Source organism: Aeromonas mytilicola subsp. aquatica, from assembly GCF_044336385.1.
GTDB lineage: Bacteria > Pseudomonadota > Gammaproteobacteria > Enterobacterales > Aeromonadaceae > Aeromonas > Aeromonas rivipollensis.
Genome location: NZ_CP172298.1, coordinates 4470041 through 4483914 on the forward strand (window position 1 = coordinate 4470041; position 13874 = coordinate 4483914).

Genomic DNA, 13874 nt, shown 5'->3' on the forward strand with positions numbered 1-13874 from the left:
AAGCAAATTGTATGCGTAAGCCAATCTGCCCGGTTTCAGCCTATTCCTGCAGCTTTGCAGCCGTCAGATCCAGACTGAGCCTGGCCAGTTTGACCAATTCATCCACCTGTTCCTCGGTGATCACCAAGGGGGGCGATATGATCATGGTATCGCCGACAGCCCTCATCACCAAGCCATTGTTAAAACAGAACTCCCGACAGGTCATCCCGGCGTGCAGTTCGGCCGGGAAACGACGTTTCGTCTGTTTGTCCTGGACTATTTCCAACGCGGCGACCAGGCCTTTACCCCGGGTTTCTCCCACCAGCGGGTGATCGGCAAGCTCGCTCCAGCGGCGCTGCAAATAGGGGCCGATACTATCATGAACGCGCTTAACTATGCTCTCACTTTGCATAAGCTGGATGTTGGCAATGGCCACGGCGCAGGCCACCGGATGACCGGAATAGGTGAAGCCGTGGTTGAACTCGCCCCCCTCTTCCACCAGCACCCTGGCGACCCTGTCCCCCACCATCAAGGCCCCCATCGGCAGGTAGCCAGAGGTGATGCCCTTGGCCAGACACATGAGGTCAGGCTTGATGCCGAAGCCTTCGCTGGCGAACCAGTGGCCGGTGCGACCGAAACCGCAGATCACCTCGTCGGCGATGAGCAGGATGCCGTACTTGTCACAAATGCGCTGGATCTCGGGCCAGTAGCTGTCGGGGGGAATGATGACGCCGCCGGCACCCTGGATTGGCTCGCCGATGAAGGCGGCCACCTTGTCCACCCCCAGCTCCAGAATCTTCTCTTCCAGCTGGCGGGCACGGGCCAGGCCGAACTCGTGGGCGCTCATGCCCTCCCCCTCACCGAAGTGATAGGGCTGATCGATGTGGACTATGCCGGGAATGGGCAGGCCACCCTGGGCGTGCATGCCCTTCATGCCCCCCAGACTGGCGCCAGCCACCGTGGAGCCGTGATAGGCGTTGTGGCGGCTGATGATCACCTGCTTGTCGGGCTGCCCCTTGCTGGCCCAGTAGTGACGCACCATGCGCAGCACAGTGTCGTTGCACTCCGAGCCCGAGCCGGTGAAGAAGACGTGGTTGAGATGAGGCGGCGTGATCTCGGCCAGCAGGGTCGCCAGCTCGGCGGCGGGGGGATGGCTGGTCTGGAAGAAGAGGTTGTAATAGGGCAGTTGCTGCATCTGGCGGGTGGCGGCATCCACCAGCTCCTGGCGGCCATAACCCAGGTTGACGCACCACAGGCCCGCCATCCCGTCCAGGATGCGGCGCCCGTCGGAGTCTTCCAGATAGACCCCCTCGGCCTTGGTGATGATGCGGCTGCCCTTCTTGTTCAGGGCCTGAAAGTCGGTAAAGGGATGCAGGTGGTGGCTGGCATCCAGTTGCTGCCACTCGCGGGTGGTCTGCTTCATTGCTTGCTCCTCGGTTCCTTCGATTTAAGCGATGTTTGTTCGTCAATGTCGAGGGCGGCTGGCACTCTCCCGGTCACTGCTACTCACGGGCGGAATGCTGCGTTGCTTGCTCCTCGGTTCCTTCGATGTAAGCGATGTTTGTTCGTCAATTGCTGAGGGCGGCTGGCCCACGGGCACGGTACGGCCGCGAGCGGGCGCCATCAGCCGCCCCTCACGAGCCAGTGCCATCTTGCTTTGAGAGTGACGGGAGGGATCTGCGCCCCTCCCGAGACGGGTCAGACGTTCAGCAGCAGGAATTCCCGTTCCCAGCGGCTGATCACCCCGAAGTAGGTCTCGTACTCCTTGCGCTTGACCGCGACGAAGGCGCGAATGAAGCGTTCCCCCAGCATGTCCTTGATGGGCTCGCACTGCTCCAGATGGCTGAGCGACTCCTCCAGGGAACGGGGCAGGCTGTAGGGCAGGTCATAGGCACTCGCCTTCATCTCCTGCATGGGCTCCAGCTTCTCCAGCATGCCGAGGTAGCCGCAGGCCAGGGTGGCGGCCAGCGCCAGATAGGGGTTGGCGTCGGCACCGGCGAAGCGGTTCTCGACCCGGCGCGCGCTCGGCTCGGAGAAGGGCACCCGCAGGCCGCAGGTGCGGTTTTCCACGCCCCACTGCACGTTGCGCGGCGCGCTCTCGCCGAAGGTGAGGCGGCGGTAGGAGTTGACGTTCGGCGCCAGCAGGGCGGTCACCGCCGGGGTGTACTTCTGCAGGCCGGCGATGAAGTGCATGAACTGCTCGGAGTTGCCCCCTTCGCTGGTGCCAAACAGGTTGCGCCCTTCGGCGTCTTCCAGGCTCTGGTGGATGTGCATGGCGGAGCCCGGCTCATCGCTCATGGGCTTGGCCATGAAGGTGGCATAGATGCCGTGACGGTGGGCCGCTTCCCGCATGGTGCGCTTGAACAGGAACACCTGGTCGGCGAGATCGATGGCGTCACCGTGCAGGAAGTTGATCTCCATCTGGGCGGCGCCGGACTCGTGGATCAGGGTGTCTACCTCCAGCTCCTGGGCCTCGCAGTAGTCGTACATGTCCTCGAAGATGGGATCGAATTCGTTGACCGCATCTATGCTGAACGACTGGCGAGCCGTCTCGGGGCGGCCGTTGCGGCCCACCGGCGGTACCAGCGGATAGTCGGGGTCTTCGTTGCGCTTGACCAGATAGAATTCGAGCTCGGGAGCCACCACCGGCTTCCAGCCCTGCTTCTCGTAAAATGACAGGACCCGGCGCAGCACGGAGCGCGGCGCTATGTCGATCAGCTTGCCATTGATGTCGAAACAGTCGTGGATCACCTGAGCCGTGGGCTCCAGTGCCCAGGGCACGAAACGAATGGTGTTGGGATCGGGATAGAGCTGCATGTCCCGCTCCAGCGGGTCTATCATGCTGTCGTCATCCGGGTACTCGCCGGTCACCGTCTGGGTGAAGATGACCTCGGGCAGCCGCATGCCCCCTTCGCGCAGAAACTTGTTGGCTGGAATGATCTTGCCTCGGGCATTGCCGGTGAAATCCGGGAACAGGCACTCCACTTCCGTGATGCGATTGCTCTCCATCCAGCCCTTGATACTGTCCATGTTAAACCCCGACTCTACGGTTGTCATTGGCAAGGGTGTCTAATATAAGGAACACCCTTGTTAAGAAAATGTAATCGACATCACCATAAAAGCCCGTGATAAAGGCCTTTGTCAAGCAGTGGTGTTTAAAAAACTATAAACAATGGCCGATATAATGACCAATGCGGCACCAAATACTAAACACTCTGTGTCACGATCAGCCCACTGCAAGCACGATGCCAAGGCTGGACAGAAGCTGCTCGATACTCAGTCAGCCCCTGTCGGAGCGGGCCCATTTCTTTGCAAGGGCGCACAATCCTTATCCAATTCTCTTTGCATACCTGCATTTTTTTGGTACAAGGCCCGCCCTGATTTGCACTCTCCTGCATGGATTTGGTGCAAATCGGACTACAGGGGCTTGGTCTGCGGGCCTAAAGCCCCCATAAATGGGAAAAATTGGGAAACTGACTGGTAGCAAACCCTATGTGTGATTTCATGACTGAAGACCAACTGGCCTTTTACAAGGGTCAGATCGAGCGACAAATCCTCGAGCTCGAAGAGCGTCTCAACTCCCAAGCCAGCCAGGCCATCGCCACCGATACCAACGAGATGGCCGATGAAATTGATCGTGCCAGCATCGAGGAGGCCCGCCGTCTGGAGCTGAACCGCATCGAGCATGACAAGCTGCATCTGCGCAAGCTGAAAGGGGCGCTGAGACGCATCAATGAAGGGGACTTTGGTTACTGCGAATCCTGCGGTGACGAGATCTCCCTCAAGCGGCTGCAGGCTCGTCCTGAGTCCCGCTTCTGCGTCGAGTGCCAGAGCACCAAGGAATTCAACGATACCCACGTGTTCCGCCGCGTCGCCTGATGCGCCAGTGAACCGTCACCACCTTGTCGCACCGGGCCGCTGGCAAGGCAGTGTGCAGGCACCGGCGCCCGTGTAGATAGACGAGCATGCCGGGCTGCACATGAACCTTGTTTGCGGCTTCACAGCAAGAGCGTGACAACTTCTGTTAGACTCCGGGCAAGTCCCGGACTCTACAGGAGATCAGAGCGTGAAATGGCTCATCAAGCTGTGTTTGTGCCTACCGCTGCTGGCACAGGCGCAGACTCTCACCGTCAAGGTCCCCAGCCGACCGATCAATGACCTCGACAGCGAATACCAGCTCAAGCTGCTGGAGCTGGCACTCGACCGTGCCGGACAGCCCTACAAGCTGGAGCGGGTCGACCTCAATCTCAATCAGTTCACCCTGCAGCAGGAGCTGCGCAAGGGCAAAACCATCAATGTGTTCTGGATGGGTACCTCCAGCGCCCTCGAATCCGCCCTTATCCCCGTCCCCATTCCGCTGTTCCGCGGTCTGGAAGGGCTGCGGCTGTCGTTCATTCACAGCGATGCCCAGGAGAAGTTCAATCAGGTCAACACACTGGCGGATCTCAAGCAGCTGAAAGCGGCCCAGGGGGTCGGCTGGGCCGACAACAAGATCCTGGAGCAGGCGGGCATAGCGACCTATGCGGGGCGCTACAGCAACCTGTTCCGCCTCATCAACGACGGCGACAAGCTCGACTTCTTCCCCCGCGGTCTGGTGGAGATCTTCGCGGAACGCCGTGAGCTGGCGGCCCAGTACCCCAATCTCGCCATAGAGCAGCACCTGCTGATCCGCTACCCCTTCGCCGAGTTCTTCTTCGTCAGCCCCGAGGCCCCCAAGCTGGCCAAGGCGCTCCAGTCCGGACTGGAGCGGGCCTATGCCGACGGCAGCTTCATGACCTTCTTCCACGAGAATCCCAGGATCCGCGAGGCCCTGGCCAGCGCGAACCTGGAGCAGCGGGTCACCATATCCCTGCCCAACCCGGACATGACCCCCTTGCTCAGGAGCATTCCAGCCCAGTATTGGGACTATCCGCCCAGGCAGGGGCAGTAACGCCGGGATTCCGGATCTCTATTTGTTGTGACTATCCCCCAGGCTAGGGCAGTAGTCCCTGACCACCGGCTCGCAGGGAATAAGCGGGCCGGTTTCAACCGCAGCACCAGGGAGGTGCCATGAAACGACTCGACGACTGGTTCAGCGACTACGGCCAGAGCCACCAGCACCCGGTCAATGTAGCCATCCACAAGGTGGCGGTGCCTGGTATCTACCTCTGTACCCTGGCCCTGCTCTGGTGCCTGCCGGCCGGGCCCTTGCCGCCCTCCCTCAACTGGGCGGCGCTGGTTGCCATTCCGGTGCTGGCCTTCTACCTGCAGCTGTCGTTTGCCCTGTTCGTGGGGATGGCGGCGCTGACCGCGCTGGGATTGGCCTTCTGCCACAGCTGGCAAGGCCCCTTGCTGTGGCACGCCCTGTCCGGCTTCGCGCTGCTCTGGGTAGCCCAGTTCGTCGGCCACCGGATAGAGGGGAAGCGCCCCTCCTTCCTCGCCGACCTGCAATTTCTGCTGGTCGGCCCCGCCTGGGTGCTGGCCAGCCTCTATCGTCGCTTGGGTATCCCCTACTGAGGGAGTCCAAAGGAGAAACCATGACACACTATTTCCCCCTCACCCGCGCCCTGCCTCTGCTGCTGGGCATGCTGTTTGCCGGTCCGGCGCTGGCTGACAAGGCCGATCCCGTCGGCGAGGTGAGCACCGCCTTCAAGCTGGTCGGCCCCAATCACAAGATCCTGGTGGAGGCGTTCGACGACCCCAAGATAGCCGGCGTCGCCTGCTATCTGGCGCGCCCCAAGACCGGGGGCGTCAAGGGCGGTCTCGGGCTGGCGGAAGATCCCTCCCACGCCTCACTGTCGTGCCACCAGATAGGTCCCATCACCCTGCCCGCAAAGCTCAAAGCCGGGGAAGAGGTGTTCGACGTCAGCACCTCACTGGTGTTCAAGGAGCAGAAGGTGGTGCGTTTTTACGACGAGAAGCGCAATGCCCTTGTCTATCTGACTTACAGCACCAAGTTGGTGGATGGTTCGTACAAGAGCGCAGTGAGCGCCATCCCCATCATGCCCTGGGGCTGAATCCCCACCATTTATCCCGTGATGACGGTCACTATTTGTTGTAATTTAACCACATCATTTTCTGCGGAGAGCGCACCATGAGAGTCGCCGTTTTCAGTACCAAGAGCTACGACAAGGAACACTTCAATCAGGCCAACAGCCAGTACGGCTTCGAGCTGGAGTTCTTCGACGTGCGGCTGGAGGCCAAGACAGCCCGCCTCGCCCATCACTTCCCCGTGGTCTGCCTGTTCGTCAACGATGACGCCGACCGGGAGGTGCTGACCGAGCTGGCCGCCAACGGCACCAAGGTGATCGCCCTGCGCTGCGCTGGTTACAACAACGTGGATCTGGTCGCCGCCAAGGAGCTGGGTCTGAAAGTGGTGCGGGTGCCCGCCTACTCCCCCGAGGCGGTCGCCGAACACGCTGTGGGTCTGATGATGACCCTCAACCGCCGCATCCATAAGGCCTACCAGCGCACCCGTGATGCCAACTTCTCCCTGGAGGGTCTGGTCGGCTTCAACATGCACGGCCGCACCGCCGGCATCATAGGCACCGGCAAGATCGGCATCGCCACCCTGCGCATCCTCAAGGGCTTCGGCATGCGGCTGCTGGTGAGCGACCCCTACCCGAACCAGGCGGCCATCGATCTGGGGGCCGAGTACGTGGACATCGACACCCTGCTGCGCCAGTCCGACGTCATCAGCCTGCACTGCCCCCTGTTCAAGGAGAACTACCACCTGCTGAACAAGGAGGCCTTCGCCAAAATGAAGGACGGAGTGATGATCATCAACACCAGCCGGGGCGGCCTGCTCGACTCCAACGCCGCCATCGAGGCCCTCAAGACCTCCCGCATCGGCGCCCTGGGGCTGGATGTCTACGAGGAGGAGGAAGATCTCTTCTTCGAGGACAAGTCCAACGAGGTGATCACCGATGACGTCTTCCGCCGTCTCTCCGCCTGCCACAACGTGCTGTTCACCGGTCACCAGGCCTTCCTGACCCGGGAGGCGCTGCACGCCATCGCTGACACCACCCTCGGCAACATCCAGGCCATCGAGAGCCAGGGCCGCAGCGACAACGAGGTGGAATAAGCTTTCCGCGCAATAAACCGGGCGCCGGGTTGTGAGACCCGGCGCCATCGGGTAGGCTACCAGCCCTTTTTTACTCAGGAGCCTGGCCGCCATGTTTATCGGATTTGATTACGGTACCTCCAACTGTGCCGTCGCCGTGATGGAACAGGGCAGCCCCAGGCTGCTGACCCTCTCCGGTTCCCACTACCTCCCCTCCACCCTGCACGCCCCGCACCGGGACGCCATCGCCGGCCTGCTGGCCGAACGGCTGGCCAGCACCCAGCAAGCGGAGTACCTCAAGCTGCGCGGCCCCGTGGTGACCCGGGCTCAGGCGGTGCGTCGCCAGATGCGCGAAGAGGGGCTCATCGACGAGCTCAGCTTCGGCGGGGCGGCGCTGGAGCGCTACCTGGAAGAGCCGGATGACGGTTACTACATCAAGTCGCCGAAATCCTTCCTCGGGGCCTACGGCCTCAAGGCGCCCCAGATCGCCCTGTTCGAGGACATCGTCTGCGCCATGATGCTGCACGTCCGCCACGAGGCGGAGCAGCAGACAGGTGCCCCCGTGCGCCAGGCGGTGATAGGTCGCCCGGTCAACTTCCAGGGGCTGGCCGGGGAGGAGAGCAACCGCCAGGCCATCGCCATCCTGGGTGAAGCTGCCCGCCTCGCCGGCTTCGAGCGGGTGGAGTTTCTCTACGAGCCGGTCGCCGCCGGCTTCGAGTTCGAGGCGCGCCTCACCGAGGATGCCGTGGTACTGGTGGTGGACATAGGCGGCGGTACCACAGACTGCTCCATGCTGCGCATGGGCCCCAGCCACCGCGACCGGCTCGATCGCAGCGGCGATCTGCTCGGCCACAGCGGCCAGCGCATCGGCGGCAACGACTTCGACATCCGCCTGACGGTGGAGGGCATGATGCCGCTGCTCGGCATGCACGAGACCCTCAAGACCGGTAAGCCCCTGCCCCACCCGCTGTTCTGGGACGCGGCCGCCATCAACGACGTCAGCGCCCAGAGCCGCTTCTACAGCCTGGATACCGCCCGCCAGCTGCAGGATCTACAGCTCGACAGCCAGCCCGGCAGCAAGCTCTCACGGCTCGCCAGCCTGCGGGCCCACAAGCTGAGCCACCAGCTGGTGTGGCGTGCCGAGCAGGGCAAGATCGCCCTGTCCGACCATGAGCTCAATCACCAGACCCTGAACGAGCTGGAGAAGGGGTTGGAGGCGGAACTCACTCGCCCTCAGCTGGCCAGTGCCTCGGCCCCCCTGCTGGAGAAGATTGGCGAGCTGATGGACGAGGCGATCGCCGCCGCTGGCGTGTCGCCGGACCGGGTCTTCGTCACAGGTGGCAGCGCCCGCTCCCCCCTCATCAAGGCCTTCATTCGCCAGAAGCTGCCCGCAGTGCCTCTGGAAGGAGGGGATGACTTCGGCTCTGTGGCTTCGGGCCTTGCCCGCTACGCCGAACGGCTGTTCGCCGGCTGATCCCCGACACGCCAAAGGCTACCCACCACATCCCCTCTGGAAGGAGGGGATGACTTCGGTTTGATAACCTCGGGCCTGGCCCGTTACGCCGAGCGGCTGTTTGCCGGCTGAGGTACCGGCAGGGGTCCACGACCCCTGCTGCCTGAAACGAGGCTCGCCCGGGGCGGGTGTTGCCATTTACCGACACCCCCCTTCCCCTGAGGGCGACAGAAGCGGTCGGGCTGGCCCCCCCTCGCCCTGCCTCCCGGGCCATGGCACGGGTATGCTTGTCGCTCCCATCACCGGAGCCCCTTCCATGCCCAGATTTCTGCTACTGCTGCTCGCCCTGCTCCTGCTCAGCGCCTGCAGCAGTACTCCCCGCTTCGCCTCGCAAGATCTGCAGCACCACCACTGGGTGCTCGACAAGCTGGATGGCCAGGCCATCCCCAGCAGCCGCGTCAATCCCCCCGATATCGAGATAGGGGAGCACTTCACCGTCAATGGCATCGCCGGGTGCAACCGCTACTTCGGCCAGGGCCATCTCGAGGATGACAGACTCTGGGTTACCAGCCTCGGCAGCACGGCCATGGCCTGCCCGCCCCGGCTCGACCAGATCGAACAGGCGGTACTCGCCACCCTGATGGAGGGCGCGACCCTGAGCGGCACGCCACAGACCCTGATCCTGACCGGAAAACGGCACCGTTTGGAATACAGACTGCGAGACTGGGTGTACTAGGGCTCACAAAACCACTCGCCGACAGGAACAACTGGCCCAGCTGTGGCACAATATGAGGCACTGTTCGCAATGGAGGCTGCCTCAGCCATGTCGATGGATCGCCTGTTTGGCAAGATCAAACAACTGCCCACAATCCCGCAGCTGCTGCACGAGCTGATGCAGAGTTTCAACGATGAGAATGCCCGCATCGACGAGATCGCGGCCAAGATCGCCATGGACCAGGTGATCAGCGTCAAGGTGCTGCGGATGGCCAACTCCGCCGCCCTGCGCCGGGGCAACGAGGTGACCTCCATCGAGCAGGCGGTGATCCGCCTCGGCTTCAACCGCTTGCGCTCCGTGGTGGTCGCCTCCGGCATCATCAGCAGCTTCAAGGCCCCCCCGGGCTTTGACAAGCACCGCTTCTGGACCCAGACCTTCCAGGTCGCCACCATAGCCCGCACCCTGGCCCAGCAGACCAAGGCGGTGGATCCGGAGAGCGCCTTCACCTGCGCCCTCATTCACAACATCGGCGAGCTGCTGATCCAGAGCACCCTGCCGGAGGAGGCCGGGCTCATCAACCTGGCCATCGAGAAGGGGAGCAGCCGGGTCGAGGCCCAGCGGGAGATGCTGGGGTACGACTATGCCCAGCTCGGCGCCGAGCTTGCGAAGCGCTGGAACCTGTCGGCCTCCTTCGTCGATGCCATCGCCCAGCAGCTGGATCCGCTCTCCCACGATCCGGTCAGCAAGGAGGCGGTGCTGATCCGGCTCTCCGTCTTCGTCTCCTTCGCCTGGCACGCCGGGGTACCGGCCCAGGCCATCATAGCGCGCTTCCCCAAGCCGCTGGCCGACCAGCTCGGGCTGGATCCCGCCACCCTGGCGGATCAGCTGGAGCAACTCCACGAGCAGGGTAATGCCCTCGCCGACCTCCTGACCCAGTAGCCTCTGGCCACCCTCTGATGCAGTAGATACCATGACCCATCCCTTCCTGTTTCATCCCCAGGTGGCACCCTGGTTCAAAGAGAGTGCCGATACCCTGTTGCTCACCCTGTTCAGCGAGCTGGACGCCCCCATCCGCGAGGTGTGGCTGCGCCACGAGCCGGACAACGAGGAATATCTGGTAGCCATGCGCCCTGTCTCGACCCGGGACAGACTGCAGGTCTGGCAGGTCGAGCTGCCGCTGGCCAAGGGGCAGGAGATCCACCTCTACTGCTTCAAGTGCCTCACCGACCAGGAGCAGTGGTGGCTGCACGGGGCGGGCGTCAGCGCCGCCATGCCGCCGCGGGAGCAACATTTCCGCTTCAACAGCCATCACCAGCCGCCGACCTGGGTACAGGATCAGGTCTTCTACCAGATCTTCCCGGACCGCTTCTGCAACGGCGACCCGTCGCTGAGCGTCAAGCATCACGAGTACGAGTACCGCGGCAAGGCGGTCATCAGCAAGGCCTGGGGGGAGCCGGTCAGCCGCCATGAAGAGGGGCACGGCGCCTGCGAGTTCTACGGCGGGGATCTGGCGGGCATAGACGCCAAGCTGCACTACCTGCAATCCCTCGGGGTGACGGCGCTCTACCTCAACCCCATCTTCGATTCGCCGAGCAACCACAAGTACGACACCCAGGACTACTACAGCGTCGACCCGCACCTCGGCACCAACGCCCAGTTTGCCGAGCTGACCCGCAACCTGCATCAGCGCGGCATGAAGATCATCCTGGACGCCGTGGTCAACCACACCTCCACCGACCACCCCTGGTTCTGTCCGCCGCTGGGGGCCCAGAGCAACCCGGACTCCCCCTGGCGCAGCTTCTACACCTTCGACAAGGAAGGGGATTATGTCAGCTGGAAGGGCATTCGCAGCCTGCCCAAACTGGACTTCGCCAGCGAGCAGGTGCAGGACGCCGTATATCGGGCAGACAACGCCATTCTGCGCTACTGGATGCGCGCCCCCTACCAGATCGACGGCTGGCGCTTCGACGTCATCCACATGCTGGGGGAGCGGGGCTCGGCCATGGGCAACAGCGGCCATGTGCGGGCCATTCGCGGCGCCGTCAAGCAGGAGAACCCGGACGCTTACGTGCTCGGCGAACACTTCTTCGAGGCGAGCCAGTGGCTGCAGGGGGATCAGGAGGACGGCGCCATGAACTACTACGGCTTCGCCCACCCCATCCGCGCCTTCCTGGCGGGGCAGGACATCGCCTATCACCCCATCCGGATCAGCGCCGAGGAGCTGGACAGATGGCTCAAGCTGGCCCGGGCCCATATCCCGTTCAAGAACCAGCTGGCCCAGTTCAACCTGCTGGACAGTCACGACACAGCCCGCTTCCTCCACCTGCTGGGGGAGGACAAGCAGCGCATGCGGCTCGCCGCCACCCTGCTCATCACCTATATCGGCGTGCCCTCCATCTACTACGGCGACGAGGTGGGGCTCTCCGGCGGCAACGATCCGGACTGCCGTCGCTGCTTCCCCTGGGACACCACAGACTGGGATCATGTGCTGCACGATCACTATCGCCGCCTGATCCAGCTGCGCCGCCAGCGTCCGGCCCTGCGCCGGGGCGACATCCAGACCCTCTACGCCGGCCCTCACAGCTATGTGTTCGCCCGCACCCTGCAAAGCGATCAGGTGGTGGTGGCCTGCAACCGCCACCCGACCGAGCCGCGCACCATCAGCCTGCCCCTGTGGCAGACCGCCAGCCCCGCCAGCCGCTTCACCGACGCCTTCAACGGCGACAAGTTCGAGGTGGTGCAAGGGGAGGTGCAGCTCACCATACCGGCCAACTCGGCCAGGGTGCTGCTCTCCAGCTGAATGCGCTGTTGGCACGCTGAAAAGCAAAACCGGAGCCTGTGCTCCGGTTTTTCTTTATGTCGCTTCGGCCAGCCTTGTGGCAACCTCAGTAGTTGATGCTGACGTAGGGCACTTCGGGCACGTCCCAGGCCTGCTTGAGGTAGACGGTGAGCACGAAGAAGAAGTTGGCCAGCAGGTTGGCGAAACGGTAGAGGATGGGGTCGAAGCGCACGCCGCTCTCTTCGAGGCGCACCAGCAGGCGCACCACCTTCTTGCTGCCGCAGCGGCACAGGTGCAGGGTGGGAATGGGCTGGGGTCCCTGGGGCAGCACGAAGCCGGTGACCCGGCCGCTGCTCGCCTCGTTGTAGTGATCGTAACGCCCCTTCAGCCACTCCAGATCCTCCTCGAAGATGCCGAGCCTGCCGCGCACCGAGCCGTTGAGGTTGTAGATGAGTCGCTGCAAGATCGCGAGATCCGCCAGCATGGGCTGGGTGTCGGCATCCGGCACCAGGTGGGACAGCACAGCCCCCACCTGGCAGCAGAGCTCGTCGGTGGCGATCTCGTAGTCGCACTGGAACTGGGTCTCGAAGATGAAGGGGTAGCAGAGCTCGCGCTTGTCTCTTGGCTTCTTGGGGTTCATGGCATCGTCTGGCTGGAGAAAAGGGCAGTGTGCCAGCCCGGGCCCGGGCTGGCAAACGCCGCATCAGAGGGGCGACGAGCCGGGATCAGGTCGTCGCCATCTGCTGACCGAGCAGCCTCATGGCCTCCAGCATCCGCTGGTTGAAGCCCATGAAACCGGCGCCCTCGGCCGCCTCGCTCTGGCCTCGCGCCGCCAGCACCGCAGGGGTCAACGCCTGCTGCTGGGCAGGCGGCAACAGGGCATCGGCCTGCTGCTGCAGCTGGCTCAGCTTCGGCAGGTAGTCCGCCAGCGGCTTGAGCCCCTCCTGCAGCGAATGGGCCCCCTGATAGGTCTGGCTCAAGCGGGCCGACTGCTTGAGCTTGAGGGAGTAGGAGGCCAGCTGGCTGTCGTCCAGTTGCAGCCCATCCAGCCTGTCAGCCAGGGTCTTGCCCTCCCCGCCCCCGAAGAACTGGCCGGCCAGCTCGTCCAGCCCCTTGACCAGCTTGCCGATGGCGTCCATCTCGCCACTGTCGAGATCCCCCTCCAGGGAGAAGTCGAAACTCTGGCTCGACTTGAGGCTGAACTGGTTGCCGCTCCCGTCGCTTCGGGACTTGAACTGCCAGCTGTCGCTGAAGCGCAGCATCACCTTGTCCCCGTCCCGGGTCTCGATCTCGAGGAAGGCCTGCTGCCGGCTGGCCATCTTGGCCGCCCCGAGATCCGTGGTCGAGACCTCGCCAAGGAACTCTTGCTCGAAGGACTCCAGTCCCTCCTGGATCAGCTTGTAGCTCTGATCCATGCCGGTCTTGATGTCCTCGTTGTCCGCCCAGTCCCCGAGCTGCTTTCTGGCGTCGCCGAAGCCCATCTCCACGCCTTTGCGGGCCTGCTCCATCATCTTGGCCAGATCCTCATCCGACTTGCCGTCGGCACGGGCCGCCCCCAGCCGTCCGGTGACGAACTGCAGCACGTTGTCCGCCACGGCCTCGTAATCGAACAGCGTCTCCGGGGTGATAGCCTCTGGAGGATCCAGCTTGAACTCCTGACTCCTGGGGGCCTGATAGTGCTGACCATTGATCTCCAGCGCAAATTGCAGCGCCTGCTGGATCAGCACCTGGGCCCACTTCGGGGGCTTGTTCAGGGAAACCTCCTCCCCGCTGCCTGCCGGTTTCGACTCTGCCTGTTGAGGCGATTTGGGAGCAATGCCCACTCCCTTGGGTTGGGCTGCGCCCATGCCATCGATCTGCATCATCACTCTCCCGCCATAGTGGTGGATCGGTTATCGGCCCGACT

Annotated in this window: 13 protein-coding genes; 9 read left to right on the forward strand and 4 right to left on the reverse strand. The window is 63.2% G+C overall.

Annotated features, from left to right (window positions below; genetic code table 11):
• Positions 1 to 40: 40 nt before the first annotated feature.
• Both ACFWHB_RS20505 and ACFWHB_RS20510 read right to left on the reverse strand, forming a co-directional pair.
• The gene (locus tag ACFWHB_RS20505) at positions 41 to 1402 is read right to left on the reverse strand and encodes an aspartate aminotransferase family protein (RefSeq protein WP_395949154.1); all 1362 of its coding nucleotides are present in this window, start codon (positions 1400 to 1402) and stop codon (positions 41 to 43) included.
• Between the two features lie 275 nt (positions 1403 to 1677).
• Positions 1678 to 3009, reverse strand: a complete 1332-nt coding sequence (locus tag ACFWHB_RS20510; RefSeq protein ID WP_106885487.1) for a glutamine synthetase family protein — start codon at positions 3007 to 3009, stop codon at positions 1678 to 1680.
• Between the two features lie 462 nt (positions 3010 to 3471).
• Between ACFWHB_RS20510 and ACFWHB_RS20515 the strand changes: the two genes are divergently transcribed.
• The 9 genes from ACFWHB_RS20515 to malZ all read left to right on the forward strand — a co-directional run bounded on the left by ACFWHB_RS20515 (position 3472) and on the right by malZ (position 11989).
• Positions 3472 to 3858, forward strand: a complete 387-nt coding sequence (locus ACFWHB_RS20515; protein ID WP_025328724.1) for a TraR/DksA family transcriptional regulator — start codon at positions 3472 to 3474, stop codon at positions 3856 to 3858.
• A gap of 187 nt (positions 3859 to 4045) precedes the next feature.
• Entirely contained in the window at positions 4046 to 4909 is an 864-nt protein-coding gene (locus tag ACFWHB_RS20520; protein ID WP_395949155.1) for a hypothetical protein, read from the forward strand.
• A 119-nt stretch (positions 4910 to 5028) separates the two neighbouring features.
• Positions 5029 to 5475, forward strand: coding sequence for an Mpo1 family 2-hydroxy fatty acid dioxygenase (locus ACFWHB_RS20525; RefSeq protein WP_395949156.1), 447 nt, complete (start codon positions 5029 to 5031; stop codon positions 5473 to 5475).
• A 20-nt stretch (positions 5476 to 5495) separates the two neighbouring features.
• Positions 5496 to 5975, forward strand: coding sequence for a CreA family protein (locus tag ACFWHB_RS20530; protein ID WP_395949157.1), 480 nt, complete (start codon positions 5496 to 5498; stop codon positions 5973 to 5975).
• A 77-nt stretch (positions 5976 to 6052) separates the two neighbouring features.
• Complete coding sequence (locus ACFWHB_RS20535; protein WP_202047661.1) at positions 6053 to 7042, forward strand: 2-hydroxyacid dehydrogenase; 990 nt, start codon at positions 6053 to 6055, stop codon at positions 7040 to 7042.
• A gap of 91 nt (positions 7043 to 7133) precedes the next feature.
• A complete protein-coding gene (gene yegD / locus ACFWHB_RS20540; protein WP_139744718.1) occupies positions 7134 to 8495 on the forward strand; it encodes a molecular chaperone in 1362 nt (453 codons plus the stop codon).
• A gap of 295 nt (positions 8496 to 8790) precedes the next feature.
• A complete protein-coding gene (locus ACFWHB_RS20545) occupies positions 8791 to 9210 on the forward strand; it encodes an META domain-containing protein (protein WP_025328730.1) in 420 nt (139 codons plus the stop codon).
• Between the two features lie 69 nt (positions 9211 to 9279).
• Positions 9280 to 10128 carry an HDOD domain-containing protein gene (locus ACFWHB_RS20550; protein WP_042649203.1) on the forward strand — a complete coding sequence of 283 codons (849 nt, stop codon included), beginning with the start codon at positions 9280 to 9282 and terminating at the stop codon, positions 10126 to 10128.
• A gap of 31 nt (positions 10129 to 10159) precedes the next feature.
• Positions 10160 to 11989, forward strand: a complete 1830-nt coding sequence (gene malZ, locus ACFWHB_RS20555) for a maltodextrin glucosidase (protein WP_171275207.1) — start codon at positions 10160 to 10162, stop codon at positions 11987 to 11989.
• An 85-nt stretch (positions 11990 to 12074) separates the two neighbouring features.
• Here the strand turns inward: malZ and ACFWHB_RS20560 are convergent, their stop codons facing one another.
• Together ACFWHB_RS20560 and ACFWHB_RS20565 are read right to left on the reverse strand one after the other, a co-directional pair.
• Positions 12075 to 12608: an ATP--cob(I)alamin adenosyltransferase gene (locus ACFWHB_RS20560; protein ID WP_395949158.1), complete on the reverse strand. Its 534-nt coding sequence runs from the start codon at positions 12606 to 12608 to the stop codon at positions 12075 to 12077.
• An 85-nt stretch (positions 12609 to 12693) separates the two neighbouring features.
• A complete protein-coding gene (locus ACFWHB_RS20565) occupies positions 12694 to 13830 on the reverse strand; it encodes a DUF5610 domain-containing protein (RefSeq protein ID WP_171277165.1) in 1137 nt (378 codons plus the stop codon).
• Between the last annotated feature and the right edge of the window lie 44 nt (positions 13831 to 13874).

Bases quoted from the DNA above. Each gene is read 5' to 3' on its own strand.
- malZ (WP_171275207.1), top strand. From the start codon at position 10,160: ATGACCCATCCCTTCCTGTTTCATCCCCAGGTGGCACCCTGGTTCAAA.
- ACFWHB_RS20515 (WP_025328724.1), top strand. From the start codon at position 3,472: ATGTGTGATTTCATGACTGAAGACCAACTGGCCTTTTACAAGGGTCAG.
- ACFWHB_RS20505 (WP_395949154.1), bottom strand. From the start codon at position 1,402: ATGAAGCAGACCACCCGCGAGTGGCAGCAACTGGATGCCAGCCACCAC.
- ACFWHB_RS20550 (WP_042649203.1), top strand. From the start codon at position 9,280: ATGGAGGCTGCCTCAGCCATGTCGATGGATCGCCTGTTTGGCAAGATC.
- ACFWHB_RS20560 (WP_395949158.1), bottom strand. From the start codon at position 12,608: ATGAACCCCAAGAAGCCAAGAGACAAGCGCGAGCTCTGCTACCCCTTC.
- ACFWHB_RS20510 (WP_106885487.1), bottom strand. From the start codon at position 3,009: ATGGACAGTATCAAGGGCTGGATGGAGAGCAATCGCATCACGGAAGTG.
- yegD (WP_139744718.1), top strand. From the start codon at position 7,134: ATGTTTATCGGATTTGATTACGGTACCTCCAACTGTGCCGTCGCCGTG.
- ACFWHB_RS20535 (WP_202047661.1), top strand. From the start codon at position 6,053: ATGAGAGTCGCCGTTTTCAGTACCAAGAGCTACGACAAGGAACACTTC.
- ACFWHB_RS20525 (WP_395949156.1), top strand. From the start codon at position 5,029: ATGAAACGACTCGACGACTGGTTCAGCGACTACGGCCAGAGCCACCAG.
- ACFWHB_RS20545 (WP_025328730.1), top strand. From the start codon at position 8,791: ATGCCCAGATTTCTGCTACTGCTGCTCGCCCTGCTCCTGCTCAGCGCC.
- ACFWHB_RS20565 (WP_171277165.1), bottom strand. From the start codon at position 13,830: ATGCAGATCGATGGCATGGGCGCAGCCCAACCCAAGGGAGTGGGCATT.
- ACFWHB_RS20530 (WP_395949157.1), top strand. From the start codon at position 5,496: ATGACACACTATTTCCCCCTCACCCGCGCCCTGCCTCTGCTGCTGGGC.